We start from the raw sequence: 11,862 nt of genomic DNA on the forward strand, positions 1-11,862 counted from the left end.
ATGTCCATCAGCCTGACCGATGTCTCCAAGTCCTTCGGCGCGGAAACCGCTGTGGACGGCCTCTCCGCCGAGGTTGCGCGCGGCGAGTTCTTCGTGGTTCTGGGGCCTTCGGGCTGCGGCAAGTCCACGCTGCTGCGCCTGATTGCGGGGCTGGAGACGCTGGACAACGGCAGCGTCGCCCTGGACGGCCACGCGGTCGCCGGTCCGGACCTGCACCTGGCGCCGGAAGACCGGCAGGTCGGCGTCGTCTTCCAGTCCTACGCCCTCTGGCCGCACATGACGGTGACCCGGAACGTCGCCTTCCCGATCGAATCGGCCAGCGGCCGCCGCGAGGCTGAACGCGACGCGCTGGAGCATCTGGGAACGGTCGAGCTCACGGCCTATGCCGCGCGGCGGCCGGCTGAACTGTCAGGCGGACAGCGGCAGCGTGTGGCGCTGGCGCGTTGCCTTGCCAGCGGCGCGCGCACGATCCTGATGGACGAACCGCTGGCCAATCTGGACCCGCATCTGCGCGGCGCGATGGAGCACGAACTGAAATCCTTTCACCGCCAGTCGGGGGCCACCACGCTCTACATCACTCACGACCAGCGCGAGGCGATGGCGCTGGCCGACCGGATCGCAGTCATGCGCGACGGCCGCTTCGAACAGGTGGCTGCCCCGCACGAGGTCTATGCCCGCCCCGCCAGCGCCTTCGTCGCGGGCTTCATCGGCTCGGGCGGAATCGTGCAGGGCGAGGTGACCGCTGCCGGAGACGGCCGCGCCAGTGCCCGGATCGCCGGGCTGGAGCTGGACCTCGATTGCATTGATGACGTTACTTCCGGCCCGGTTCAGGTGCTGATCCGGCCCGAATGGCTTTCTGAAGACCCTGATCGGGGTATCGAGTGCACCGTGACGGCCGTGAGCTATCGCGGAGGCGTCTGGGAGTGCCAGTCATCCTTGCCATCCGGGTCGGGTGCCTGGATCTACCGCTCGGGGCGGCCCGTCTCGGAGGGCGAGATCCTGAAGCTCCACCCCGGACAGGGCTGGGTGCTGCCCCGCTAGTCCCGCCAGGGCACGACGCCTGCCGGCGCGCGCCGGCCGGCGAAATCGAGCAGCAGCATCAGTCCTACGGTCGCGACCACGGTGACCGCCGCCATCGCCGCGGCCAGCGTCGTGTAGCCCCCGTCCTCATAGTTGAAGATGGTGGTGCCGATAGTCTCGCTACCCGTCGACCAGAGCAGCGCCGAGACCGTCACCTCGTTGTAGGCGGTCAGGAACACCAGGATCGCGCCCGAGGCCGCGGCCGGCGCGGACAGCGGCACGAAGATCCTCAGCATCCGCCGCCCGAACCGCGCCCCGCTGACCCGCGCGGCATCGTCCAGGCTGGCGTCCATCTGCCGGAACGCTGCCTGCACCGGCTTCAGGGCGATGGACATGAAGGCGACCAGATAGGCGAACAGGATGATCCAGAGCGTGTTGTAGAGGCTGACGCCGAGCAGCGGCAGCGGCCGGATGAAGGCGAGGATGCAGGCGATGGAGATCACCAGCCCGGGCACGGCGTAGGAAATATCGGCCAGCCCGCCGATCAGCCGTGCGCCCCGGGCCTGATACCGCCGTCCGCGCGCCATGAAATAGCCCAGGCCGACGGAGAGCGCGGCGAGGGCCAGCGCCGCCGCCCCGGCCGTCAGGGTCGAGTTGGCGAAGGCGCGCAGGGTGACCGTCTGGTTGATGAGGATCTCGGAGAAGTTCTTCAACGTCACCGTCTCCGCTGAGAGCCGGACACCGTAGGTCGGCGACAGCGCCGTCGCCAGCAGCGACAGCGCCGGCAGCACGAGCACCGCCGCGATCACCAGCCACATCACCGCCTCGACGGCGGGCCGCGCCCTGCCGAGGCGCAGGGCGAGCGGCCGCTGCGGCAGGCCGATCAGGGCAGTATCGGCGCGGCGCTGTAGAACGGTCTGGATGGCGACGGCCAGCACGGCGACAGCGCCGATGATCACGGCGATGATCGCGACGTTGGTCAGGATCTCCGGCCCGTAGCTGGCCAGACGACGCCAGATCAGCACCGGCATGGTCGTGTAGCGGGCCGGAATGCCCAGCAGCGCCGGGATGCCGAAATTCCCCATGGCCGACACGAAGGCGAGCGCAAAGGCGGCGATGAGGTTGGGCAGCATCAGCGGCAGCACCACCCTTGCCAGCATCCGCAGCGGACGCGCACCGAAGACCCGCGCGGCGTCGCTCAGTTCGCCGGGCAGGTTTCTCAGCGCCGCGCGCATCACAAGGAAGGCGATGGGCGCGTGCTGCAACGCCAGCAGCCCGATCACGCCCTCGCGCGAATAGAGCGGATGCGTGGTCCCGATCTCCGGCGCCAGCCCCATCCACTGCAGCAGGGGGCTCGCCGGACCCAGCGCCTGGATCCAGGCGATCGCCGTGACATGAGGCGGGATCATCATCGGCAGCAGGATCAGAAAGACGTAGGGCCCTTTGGCCCGGACGTCGGTCAGCCCGACCAGCACCGCCAGCCCGGCGCCGGCGACCGTCGCGAACAGCGCGGAAAAGAAACTGGAATCGAGGCTGTTGATCAGCGCCCGCTGGACCGACCGGCTCTCCAGGGCTTCGATCAGCGGCCCGAGCGAAAGCGCACCCTCCGGCGCGACGCCCACCAGGGCGAGCAGGCCGAGCGGCAGGCCGAGCAGCGCCAGCGCGGCGCAAAAAAGAACGGCGAAGGTGAGCCCTTCGCCGTTCCCTTTCAGTCTGAGCGACGCTGGCGTCAACCGCCGAAGATCTCCTCGAACTTCATCTTGTTCGCGGTGTCATCCTTCAGCGCCTTCGCCGGATCGAAGGCCATCAGCTTGATCTCGCTGCGGGCGGGGAAGCCGGCCGGCGGCGCGATGTCCGGATGGGCGGCGAGATAGCCCTGGGATGCGGCGAGCGTCTGGCCTTCCGGAGACAGCAGGAAGTCGACAAATGCCTTGGCGGCAGCCGGGTTCTGCGCGGTGGACAGGATCGCCACCGGCTCGGTCACGGCGGAGACGCCCTCGGCCGGGAACACGAACTCGACCGGCGCACCTTCCAGCTTGTTGCGGATCGGCAGGAAGTCGACGACGAAGCCATAGAGCTTCTCGCCGCCGGCGACGGCTTTGTAAGTGCCGCCATTGCCGCCCTTGGGGTTGGCGCCCTGATCGGCCAGGCCCTGGTAGAATTCCCAGCCGAGATCCGGGTTCGCGGTCAGCGCGGCCATGTGGATGGTCGCCGCGCCCGACGTCAGCGGCGATGGCATGGCGATCTTGTCCTTCGCTTCCGGCTTCAGCAGATCCTTGTAGGATGTCGGCTTCATCGGGGCGGCGGTGTTGTAGACGATGCCGGTGGTGATCAGCTTGGTGGAGAAGTAGTGCTTGCCGGGATCCATCAGGGACGGATCGTAGGCCGAGACGTCGGCGCCGGAATGCGCCATCAGCCGGCCTTCCTGCTTCAGGTCCTCCATGGTCACCGTATCGGCGATCAGCAGCACGTCAGGCTGCGGCGCGCCGGCCTCGAACTCCGCGCGGAGCTTGGCCATGATCTTGGTGGTGCCGTCGCGGACCCATTCGACCTCGACAGACGGGTACTTCGCCTTGAAGGCGTCGACGGTCTGCTGGGCGTCCTGGTTCGGCTGGGAGGTGTAGAGCACCAGCTTGCCGGACACGTCCTGGGCCTGGGCCGCCGTGGCCAGACCGGCCGCAGCGATGGCGGCGAAAATGAGTTTCTTCATCGTAATCTCCTGCTTTCTGCTGCGCGTTCGCAGCGCGCGGCAGACTTAGGTGTCCGATGTGACAATGCGGCTTCAGGACGATGACGGCAAGATGACACCCGCCGGTCGGGTCACCGGCTAAACCGGACTTTAAGGACTGACGTAGAATGATCCGAAATTGGCGCGGGAACCTGCCGGACGGCATGATCCTTCGCAGGACCGGAGGAACAGGGCAGCCGGTATCGATGATTCATCTCACCCACCCGGAATCCGACATGCCGATGCGCAGCGACGTGAACCGTCACCTGTGCGATCACTGGCTGTCGCTGAAACCCGACGGTGGATTGCCGGAATGGCGCAGCTTCAGCCCAGCTGACGTGCGCAAGCTGCTGCCGCACCTGATCGTGGTCGAGTGCCTGCCCGACCCGCTGCGCTTCCGGTTCCGGCTGATCGGCACCTTCGTCACCGGGATCGCCGGACGGGACGCCACCGGCCGGATGCTCGACGAGGACCTTTATGGCGACCGGCTGGAAGCCATGACCTGGCACTACCGGCGTTGCGCGGAATCCGCGGAACCGCTCGCGACGCTGGGGACGGTGCACTTCGTCGACCGCGACTGGATGGTCGCCGAGCACGTCTTCCTGCCCTTCGCGCCGCCGGGCGGGCCTGTGAACATCATCATGGCCGGCCTCGACACGCTGGACGGCAGCGCCTGGCTGAGCGGCTACAGCCACGAGATCGAACCGGTTCTGGACTGGCGGGCCTAGCGGGTCCCGCGGGCGATCTTTTCGGGGTCCAGCGGCTCCAGCTTCACCGTACAGCCCCGGAAGCCGATGATGGACACCCGGTTGTTGGTCTCGGGCATCTTCCAGACCGGATCGCCGTCCTCGTGGCGCAGGTCCCGGTAGCCCCAGCGCTGCATCGCCCGGTCGCGGATATCGATGCACCAGTAGAGGCCCTGCGGCACCAGCCGGATGGCGTAGAGCCCGTCATAGGGATCGATGTAGTACCAGGCCTCGAACTTGTGGCCCATCTCGTGGGCCTCGCTCTTTGCCGCCGGATACTCGCCCCAGCTTTCCCGGTTCTGCTCGTAGTGCGGACCGGCCTCGCCGTTCGAGGCGGCGATCAGTTCGTCCTTCGACATGCCCCATTCCGCAAAGCGCCAGCCGGCCTGCGCGGTGAGGGGCAAAAAGATCATGAGGAGCAAGGCCAGGGCAGACGCAGCCACACTCTTCCACCTTCGGACCTGATCCGAAGACCTTCGGCGCAGGCGGTTCTCACCCCCACCCTGACCCTCCCCCCTCAAGGGGGAGGGAAGTGAGGCCGGCGCATTTCTCATTCCGCCGCCTGCGGTGCGGTGAGGTGCGGGGCGGAGCCGTCCTCGCCGACGAGGTGACAGGCGACGCGGTGGCCGGGACGGATCTCGCGCAGCACGGGGTCGCTCTCGCTGCAGCGCGGTTCGGCGAAGGGGCAGCGGCCGGCGAAGCGGCAACCTTTCGGCGGGTCGATCGGGCTGGGCGGGTCGCCCTGCAGCCGGACCCGCTTCTTGCCCCGGGCGATGGCCGGATCGGCCGACGGCACCGCCGAAAGCAGCGCCCAGGAGTAGGGGTGCAGCGGGGTCCTGAACAGCGAGACCCGGTCGGCCAGCTCGACGATCTGGCCCAGATACATCACCGCGATCTCGTCGCACATGTGCTGCACGACTCCGAGGTCGTGGCTGATGAACAGGTAGGTGAGGCCGAACTCGGCCTGCAGCCGCCGCAGCAGGTTCAGGATCTGCGCCTGGATGGCGACGTCCAGTGCCGAAACCGGTTCGTCGCAGACCACCAGATCGGGCTGGGTCGCCAGCGCCCGCGCGATGCCGATGCGCTGGCGCTGTCCGCCGGAGAACTGGTGCGGGAACAGTGCCCGCTGCTCGGGCCTGAGGCCGACGAGGCGGAACAGCTCGGCCTCCCGGCGGTCGCGATCGCCCGGCTCGCCGACTTCCAGCAGATCCAGCGGTTCGCGCACGATGGCCCCGGCCCGGACCCTCGGGTTCAGCGACGAATACGGGTCCTGGAAGATGATCTGCATGCGCCGGCGCAGTTTCCGCAACGCCTCGCCCTGCATGCTCAGCACCTCGTCATCGCCCAGCGCGATGGTCCCGCCGGTCGCCTCGACAAGCCGCATCACGGCCAGCGCCGTCGTGGTCTTGCCCGAACCGCTCTCGCCGACCAGTCCGAAGGTGGTGCCGCGCTTCACGTCGAAGGAGACGCCGTCGACGGCGTGCACGGTCGAGTGCTCGCCGAACATGCCCTGCCGGCGGCCACGGAAATGAACCTTCAGATCACGGACCTGCAGCAGAAGCTCGCTCATGCGGCGGCTCCCGGCGCGGCCCAGCAGGAGACGCGATGCTCCGCGCCCCCGCTTTCGGCGGGCATGTCCGTGCAGGCGTCGAGGCGCTCGGCGCAGCGGGGCGCGAACGGGCAGCCGTCGCGGCCCAGCTGCGTCAGGCCCGGCACCACGCCCGGGATTTCCACCAGGTCGTGGCGTTCGGCCGACGGTTCGGCGGCCAGATGCGGGACGCAGCTGATCAGGCCCCGTGTGTAGGGATGCAGCGGCCGGCTGAGGATCTCGCCGACCGGCCCATCCTCGACCTTGCGGCCCGCATACATGACGATCACCCGCTCGGCCATCTCGGCGATCGCACCCATGTCGTGGGTGATCAGAATGATGGCGGTGCCGGTTTCCCGCTGCAGGTCCTGCAGCAGGTCGAAGATCTGCGCCTGAACCGTCACGTCCAGCGCCGTGGTCGGCTCGTCGGCGATCAGTACGCGCGGCCGGCAGGCCAGCGCCATCGCGATCATCACCCGCTGGCGCATGCCGCCGGAGAGCTGGTGAGGATATTCACCGGCGCGGCGCTCGGGCGCCGGAATGCCGACGGCGCGCAGCATCTCGATGGCCCGTCCGAACGCCTCGCGCTTGCTCAGCCCCTGATGCACCCGCACGGTCTCGCCGATCTGGTCGCCGACGGTGAACACCGGGTTCAGCGAGGTCATCGGCTCCTGGAAGATCATCGAGATGTCGTTGCCGCGGACCTGGCGCATGCGCCGCTCGCCGGCCTTCACCAGATCTTCCCCGGCCAGCCGGATGGCGCCGCCGGCGATGCGGCCCATCGGCCCCGGCACCAGCCCCATGACGGCCAGTGCGGTCATCGACTTGCCGCAGCCGGACTCGCCGACGATCCCCAGCGTCTCGCCGGCCTTCAGCTCGAAGGACAGGTTCTGGATCACCGGCGCGATGCCGTCGCGTGTGTCGAACTCCACGCGCAGGTTCTCGACCGACAGCAGGGTCTCGCTCATGAGCCGGTCTCCGCCGCTTCGGTCTCGGCGATGACCCAGTCGCGGTAGTCGCAATTCACCCGTGCGACGGGCAGGCCGATGATCGACGGCGTCTCATAGGGGTGCAGCCGCGCGATCTCGGCCGCGGCGGCGTCGAACAGGCTCTCCCGGGTTTTCACGACCAGCGGCACCTCGCCCTCCCGCTCGACTGCGCCCTTCCAGTAGTAGACGCTTTCGATAGGACCCAGGATGTTGGCGCAGGCGGCCAGACGCCGCGCGATCAGCCCTTCGGCGATGGCGCCGGCCGTTTCCCGGTCCGGGCAGTTGATCCAGATATCGAGTATCCCGCCGTTCATCACCGCCGCCTGAGCTTCGGATTGAGCGCGTCGTTCAGGCCGTCGCCGATCAGGCTGACAGCCAGCACCGTCAGGAAGATGGCAATGCCGGGGAAGGTCACCGGCCACCACGCCGCCAGGATGACGGGGCGGTTGTCGCCGATCAGCTTGCCCCAGCTCATCACGTTGGCGTCCGACAGACCGAGGAAGGACAGCCCGGCCTCGAACAAGATCGCGGTACCGACAGACAGCGCCGCAGAGACGATCAACGGCGGCGCGGCATTGGGCAGGATCACCCGCCAGATGATGCGCGCGTTCGAGGCGCTGATAGAGCGCGCGGCCTTGACGTATTCCAGCTCCCGGATGCGCAGGAACTCGGCCCGGGTCAGCCGCGCGGCGCTGGTCCAGGAGACGATGCCGATGGCGAAGGCGATGGTCGTCAGCGACGGCTGGAACAACATCACCAGCACCATGGCCAGCAGCAGCGGCGGGAGTACCTGGAAGAACTCGGTGATCCGCATCAGGGCCTCGTCGACCCAGCCGCGGTAGTAGCCGGCCAGCGCACCCACCGTGATGCCGATAGTGATGGTCAGCGCCGCGGCGGCTGCGCCAACCGCCAGCGTCGCTTGCCCGCCGATCAGCAGCCCGGCCAGCAGATCGCGGCCTAGATAGTCGGTGCCCAGCAGGAATCCCTCTTCGCCCGGCGCCGTCAGCGGCGCCCAGACCAGCTCGAACGGATCGACGGTGTAGACCAGCGGACCGATGAAGGTGGTCAGGATCACCAGTCCGAAGATGACCAGCCCGGCGATGGCGGAATTGTTGCCGATGAACATCCGCCAGGCCTCGCGGGCCGGGCTCTCCACCTTGATGATGTCGTCCTGCTCGACGCTCATCAGCCGCCTCCGGACCGGATGCGCGGATCGATCAGACGATAGGCCAGATCGGTCAGCAGGTTGGCGATGATGACCACCAGCGCCGAGAAGAAGAGAATGCCGAGCAGGGTCGGCGTATCGCGGCGGAGCAGGCTCTCGAAGGCCAGCGTGCCCAGACCCGGCCAGCTGTAGACGGCCTCCACCAGCACCGCGCCGGACATCAGCTGCGCGAACTGCAACCCGGCGAAGGTCACCACCGGCAGCACCGCGTTGCGCAGCGCGTGCTTGTAGACCACGACCACCTCGGCGAGGCCCTTGGCGCGGGCGGTCCGGATGTAGTCGGAACCCAGCACGTCCAGCATGCTCGCCCGGGCGAGACGGCTGTAGAAGGCGAGATAGATCGTCGACAGCGTCACCACCGGCAGCACCATGTGATGGGCGATGTCCAGCACGCGGCTGAGCGTGTCGTCGGGGCCGGTGATGTCGTACATCCCGCCCGAGGCCGGGAAGATCGGTATCACGCTGGCGAAGACGATCAGCAGGATGATCGCGGTCCAGAACACGGGCGCCGCATAGCCGATCAGCGCGATCACGGTGACGCAATGGCTGAGGATGCCATTCGGCTTCCGGGCGGCCACGACGCCCAGGAACGTGCCGACGAAGATGGCCAGCAGCAGCGCCGAGATCACCAGCAGCAGCGACGCGCCGAGCTTCTCCAGGATCAGGTCCGTGACCGGCCGGTCGAAATAGAAGGAGTGACCGAGATTGCCCTGCAGCACGTTGCCCAGATAGTCGATCAACTGGATATGGAAGGGCTGGTCGAGACCGTAGAGACGGCGGATCTCGGCCATCATCTCCTCGGTGGCGCCGCCCATCTCGCCCGCAATCACTTCGGCCGGGTCGCCCGGCGCGATGTGGATCAGCGTGAAGCAGAGGATCAGGACCGCCGCCAGCAGACCGACCGCGTTCAGGATGCGCCGTATCAGGATCGAGGCAAGCTGCATGGACTCACTTGTGAAGCAGGCCGGGACCGGGACGCCCGCAGGGCATCCCGGTTACGTTCCGGTCAGATCGCCCGGTCATGCGCCGGGGCTGTGTCGGTTGGCAGGCGCGCCGGCGCGTCACTCCCTGAAGCCGACATTGTCCAGCGGGTGCATGTCGCTCCAGATGCCCAGCGGCGGGTTCACCAGCTTCTTCGAGTAGACATTGGTGTAGGGCACCACGTTCAGCCAGTAGATCGGCAGTTCCTCGGCCACCACGCGCTGGAAGTCGGCATAGAGCTTCTTGCGCGCATCCAGATCGATCTCGCGCGCCGCGCGGGAGAGCAGGGAATCGACCCGTTCGTCGCAGAACTGCTGCGTGTTCGACCAGATTACACCCTGCACGATGTTGTCGCAGATATAGGTGCGGTGCACGCCGATCACCGGGTCGCCCCAGTTGAAGACGAGATCCATCGTCATGTCGAAGTCCCAGGAGGAGACGCGCTTGGCCCAGGTCGGGAAATCGGGCGCGTTCCGGACGGTGAGGTCGATGCCGATCTTCTTCAGCTGCGGCTTCAGATATTCGGCAATGTTCTTCTGCTGCTCGGGCAGGGCCGGCAGGTAGTCGATCGTCGCGGCGAAACGGATGCCGCCGTCGCCTGCCGCGAGGCCGGCTTCGTCCAGCAGCGCGTTGGCCTTGTCCAGATCGACGTCGTAGGTCTCGACATTCTCGGAATAGAACGGGCTGGAGGGCGCGATCGGCCCCGTCGCCGGCTTCGAGACGCCGCGCTGCAGCGCCTTGATGATGAAGTTGCGGTCGACGGCATAGGCGATGGCCTGCCGGACCTTCACATTGTCGAAAGGCGCCTTCTTGGTGTTGAAGGCAAGCCAGGTGATCGGGCCGATGGCCTCGCCGCCCGTGTCGGTCACGACAAGGTTCTCGGCCTCTTCCAGGCGTCGGATGTTGATCGATTCCACCTCGGTGTAGAAGTCGGCCTCGCCCTGCTCCATCGTGATCACGCGCTGGCTGGAATCTCGCACAATCTTGTAGACGATGCGGTCCAGATAGGGCTTGCCGGGCAGGAAGTAGTCCTCGTTCTTCTCCAGGATGATGTACTCGCCCTGCTTGTACTCCTTGAACTTGAACGGTCCGGAGCCCACCGGGGTGGCGTTCATCGGATGGTTCTTGGCGGTCTCACCCTCGCCCAGCTTCGAATAGACATGCTCGGGGATGATCGGCAGCAGGGCCGACGACATGGCCAGCTCCAGCGCCGGATGCGGCTGGGTCAGCTTGATCACCGCGGTCAGCTCGTCGGGCGTCTCGACCGTCTCGACGGCGCCGAACATGGTCTTGAAAGGGTGGTTCTCCTTCACCGTCTGGATGGAGAACTTCACATCCTCAGAGGTGATGGGTTCGCCGTCATGGAACTTCGCGCCGGCGCGCAGCTTGACCGTCATGACGAGCCCGTCTTCGGACCAGGACCAGCTTTCGGCCAGATAGGGCTGCGGCTCCCAGCCTTCGTCATAGCGGAGCAGCGTCGCGAAGATCTGCGTTCCGGGACGGCCGGTCGCGGTACCCGACTGCACCGCCGGGTTGAAGTGCCGGGGCACCTGGCTGGTCAGCAGCGTCAGCGTCCCGCCCTGTTTGGGCTCCTCCGCCTGCGCGCCGAAAATGGCCGCGGCCGACAGCGCCGCCGCTGCCGCGATTGTCCCGAAATGCTTCATGACCGACTCCCTTTGTGTCACGTTCGGCCCGAGCAGCCGGACGTTCCCTTCCCTTTGGGGGAAGTAAGCCACAGCGACAGTTGACTTGGCAATTGTTGAGGCGCGGGCTTCCGGACGGAGGAGATACGCATGCCCGTACAGTCCAACCCGCTGAAGCCGCGGCTCGCCGGCGGCGAGACGGCATTCGGCACCATGATGTTCGAATTCCTGTCGCCCGGCCTGCCGCAGATCGCGAGGAACGCCGGCGCCGACTTCCTGTTCTACGACATGGAGCATTCCGGCTTCGATTTCGTGCAGATGAAGACGCAGATCGCGCTCTGCCACGGCGCCGGCGTCGTGCCGCTGGTCCGCCCGCCGGCCAAGCAGTACCAGTTCGCCGCACGCCTGCTCGACTGCGGTGCGATGGGCCTGATGTACCAGATGGTGGAAAGCGCCGAGGAGGCCGAGGAACTGGTCAGCTGGAGCCGCTACCCGCCGCGCGGCGAGCGCGGCGCGTTGTTCGGCGGCGCCCATGACAGCTACCGGACGTTGGATGTGGCGGCGGGCATCGCCGCCGCCGAGGCGCGGACGCTCAACATCATGCTGATCGAGACCGCGAAGGGTCTGGAGAACGTGGACGCCATCGCCGCGGTGGAAGGCGTGGACATCCTGCACATCGGCCATCTCGACCTCTCGATCTCGCTCGGACGCCCGGGCGACATGTCCAATCCCGACCTGCAGGCCGGCATCGACGCCATCGCGGCCGCAGCGGCGAAGCACGGACGGACCGCCGCCACGGTCGCCGGCAGCCTGGACTGGGGCCGGGACCTGATGCGCCGCGGATACCGGATGATATCGTGGTCGTTCGATTCCATGATCATCCAGGACGGCTTGACGGCAGGCATCGCGGCGCTCAAGTCCGCGTAATCCCCCGGCCTGCGG

Annotated in this window: 12 protein-coding genes; 3 read left to right on the forward strand and 9 right to left on the reverse strand. The window is 67.3% G+C overall.

Features of this window, described 5'->3' with window-relative positions; translation table 11 throughout:
* Window positions 1–1,041, forward strand: coding sequence for an ABC transporter ATP-binding protein (locus ACMVY4_RS02210; RefSeq protein WP_416898573.1), 1,041 nt, complete (start codon window positions 1–3; stop codon window positions 1,039–1,041).
* Here the strand turns inward: ACMVY4_RS02210 and ACMVY4_RS02215 are convergent.
* Together ACMVY4_RS02215 and ACMVY4_RS02220 are read right to left on the reverse strand one after the other, a co-directional pair.
* Window positions 1,038–2,753, reverse strand: a complete 1,716-nt coding sequence (locus ACMVY4_RS02215) for an ABC transporter permease (protein ID WP_416898574.1) — start codon at window positions 2,751–2,753, stop codon at window positions 1,038–1,040. The two genes, ACMVY4_RS02210 and ACMVY4_RS02215, sit on opposite strands and share 4 nt — an antisense overlap.
* The gene (locus tag ACMVY4_RS02220; protein ID WP_416898575.1) at window positions 2,750–3,730 is read right to left on the reverse strand and encodes an ABC transporter substrate-binding protein; all 981 of its coding nucleotides are present in this window, start codon (window positions 3,728–3,730) and stop codon (window positions 2,750–2,752) included. The genes ACMVY4_RS02215 and ACMVY4_RS02220 overlap by 4 nt, the downstream gene beginning before the upstream one ends.
* A 224-nt stretch (window positions 3,731–3,954) precedes the next feature.
* Here ACMVY4_RS02220 and ACMVY4_RS02225 point away from each other — a divergent pair, with 224 nt between their 5' ends.
* Window positions 3,955–4,476 (forward strand): PAS domain-containing protein, encoded by a 522-nt coding sequence (locus ACMVY4_RS02225; protein WP_416898576.1) that lies wholly within the window; start codon window positions 3,955–3,957, stop codon window positions 4,474–4,476.
* On the opposite strand, the gene ACMVY4_RS02230 is transcribed toward ACMVY4_RS02225, so the two are convergent.
* The 7 genes from ACMVY4_RS02230 to ACMVY4_RS02260 all read right to left on the reverse strand — a co-directional run bounded on the left by ACMVY4_RS02230 (window position 4,473) and on the right by ACMVY4_RS02260 (window position 10,941).
* On the reverse strand, window positions 4,473–4,907 hold the full coding sequence (locus ACMVY4_RS02230; RefSeq protein WP_416898577.1) for a hypothetical protein: 435 nt from the start codon (window positions 4,905–4,907) through the stop codon (window positions 4,473–4,475). The two genes, ACMVY4_RS02225 and ACMVY4_RS02230, sit on opposite strands and share 4 nt — an antisense overlap.
* A 137-nt stretch (window positions 4,908–5,044) precedes the next feature.
* Window positions 5,045–6,064, reverse strand: coding sequence for an ABC transporter ATP-binding protein (locus tag ACMVY4_RS02235; protein ID WP_416898578.1), 1,020 nt, complete (start codon window positions 6,062–6,064; stop codon window positions 5,045–5,047).
* Window positions 6,061–7,050 (reverse strand): ABC transporter ATP-binding protein, encoded by a 990-nt coding sequence (locus ACMVY4_RS02240; RefSeq protein WP_416898579.1) that lies wholly within the window; start codon window positions 7,048–7,050, stop codon window positions 6,061–6,063. The genes ACMVY4_RS02235 and ACMVY4_RS02240 overlap by 4 nt, the downstream gene beginning before the upstream one ends.
* The gene (gene cutA / locus ACMVY4_RS02245) at window positions 7,047–7,385 is read right to left on the reverse strand and encodes a divalent-cation tolerance protein CutA (protein ID WP_416898580.1); all 339 of its coding nucleotides are present in this window, start codon (window positions 7,383–7,385) and stop codon (window positions 7,047–7,049) included. The genes ACMVY4_RS02240 and cutA overlap by 4 nt, the downstream gene beginning before the upstream one ends.
* Window positions 7,385–8,257 carry an ABC transporter permease gene (locus ACMVY4_RS02250; RefSeq protein WP_416898581.1) on the reverse strand — a complete coding sequence of 291 codons (873 nt, stop codon included), beginning with the start codon at window positions 8,255–8,257 and terminating at the stop codon, window positions 7,385–7,387. The genes cutA and ACMVY4_RS02250 overlap by 1 nt, the downstream gene beginning before the upstream one ends.
* Window positions 8,257–9,240 (reverse strand): ABC transporter permease, encoded by a 984-nt coding sequence (locus tag ACMVY4_RS02255; RefSeq protein ID WP_416898582.1) that lies wholly within the window; start codon window positions 9,238–9,240, stop codon window positions 8,257–8,259. The genes ACMVY4_RS02250 and ACMVY4_RS02255 overlap by 1 nt, the downstream gene beginning before the upstream one ends.
* Window positions 9,241–9,357: 117 nt before the next feature.
* Complete coding sequence (locus ACMVY4_RS02260) at window positions 9,358–10,941, reverse strand: ABC transporter substrate-binding protein (protein WP_416898583.1); 1,584 nt, start codon at window positions 10,939–10,941, stop codon at window positions 9,358–9,360.
* 129 nt (window positions 10,942–11,070) lie between these two features.
* Here ACMVY4_RS02260 and ACMVY4_RS02265 point away from each other — a divergent pair, with 129 nt between their 5' ends.
* Window positions 11,071–11,847, forward strand: coding sequence for an HpcH/HpaI aldolase family protein (locus tag ACMVY4_RS02265; RefSeq protein ID WP_416898584.1), 777 nt, complete (start codon window positions 11,071–11,073; stop codon window positions 11,845–11,847).
* Window positions 11,848–11,862: the final 15 nt, after the last annotated feature.

This window comes from Minwuia sp. (genome assembly GCF_048007105.1).
Lineage (GTDB): Bacteria > Pseudomonadota > Alphaproteobacteria > Minwuiales > Minwuiaceae > Minwuia.

Bases quoted from the DNA above. Each gene is read 5' to 3' on its own strand.
- ACMVY4_RS02250 (WP_416898581.1), bottom strand. From the start codon at position 8,257: ATGAGCGTCGAGCAGGACGACATCATCAAGGTGGAGAGCCCGGCCCGC.
- ACMVY4_RS02235 (WP_416898578.1), bottom strand. From the start codon at position 6,064: ATGAGCGAGCTTCTGCTGCAGGTCCGTGATCTGAAGGTTCATTTCCGT.
- ACMVY4_RS02210 (WP_416898573.1), top strand. From the start codon at position 1: ATGTCCATCAGCCTGACCGATGTCTCCAAGTCCTTCGGCGCGGAAACC.
- ACMVY4_RS02220 (WP_416898575.1), bottom strand. From the start codon at position 3,730: ATGAAGAAACTCATTTTCGCCGCCATCGCTGCGGCCGGTCTGGCCACG.
- ACMVY4_RS02240 (WP_416898579.1), bottom strand. From the start codon at position 7,050: ATGAGCGAGACCCTGCTGTCGGTCGAGAACCTGCGCGTGGAGTTCGAC.
- ACMVY4_RS02260 (WP_416898583.1), bottom strand. From the start codon at position 10,941: ATGAAGCATTTCGGGACAATCGCGGCAGCGGCGGCGCTGTCGGCCGCG.
- ACMVY4_RS02255 (WP_416898582.1), bottom strand. From the start codon at position 9,240: ATGCAGCTTGCCTCGATCCTGATACGGCGCATCCTGAACGCGGTCGGT.
- ACMVY4_RS02225 (WP_416898576.1), top strand. From the start codon at position 3,955: ATGATTCATCTCACCCACCCGGAATCCGACATGCCGATGCGCAGCGAC.
- ACMVY4_RS02265 (WP_416898584.1), top strand. From the start codon at position 11,071: ATGCCCGTACAGTCCAACCCGCTGAAGCCGCGGCTCGCCGGCGGCGAG.
- cutA (WP_416898580.1), bottom strand. From the start codon at position 7,385: ATGAACGGCGGGATACTCGATATCTGGATCAACTGCCCGGACCGGGAA.
- ACMVY4_RS02230 (WP_416898577.1), bottom strand. From the start codon at position 4,907: ATGATCTTTTTGCCCCTCACCGCGCAGGCCGGCTGGCGCTTTGCGGAA.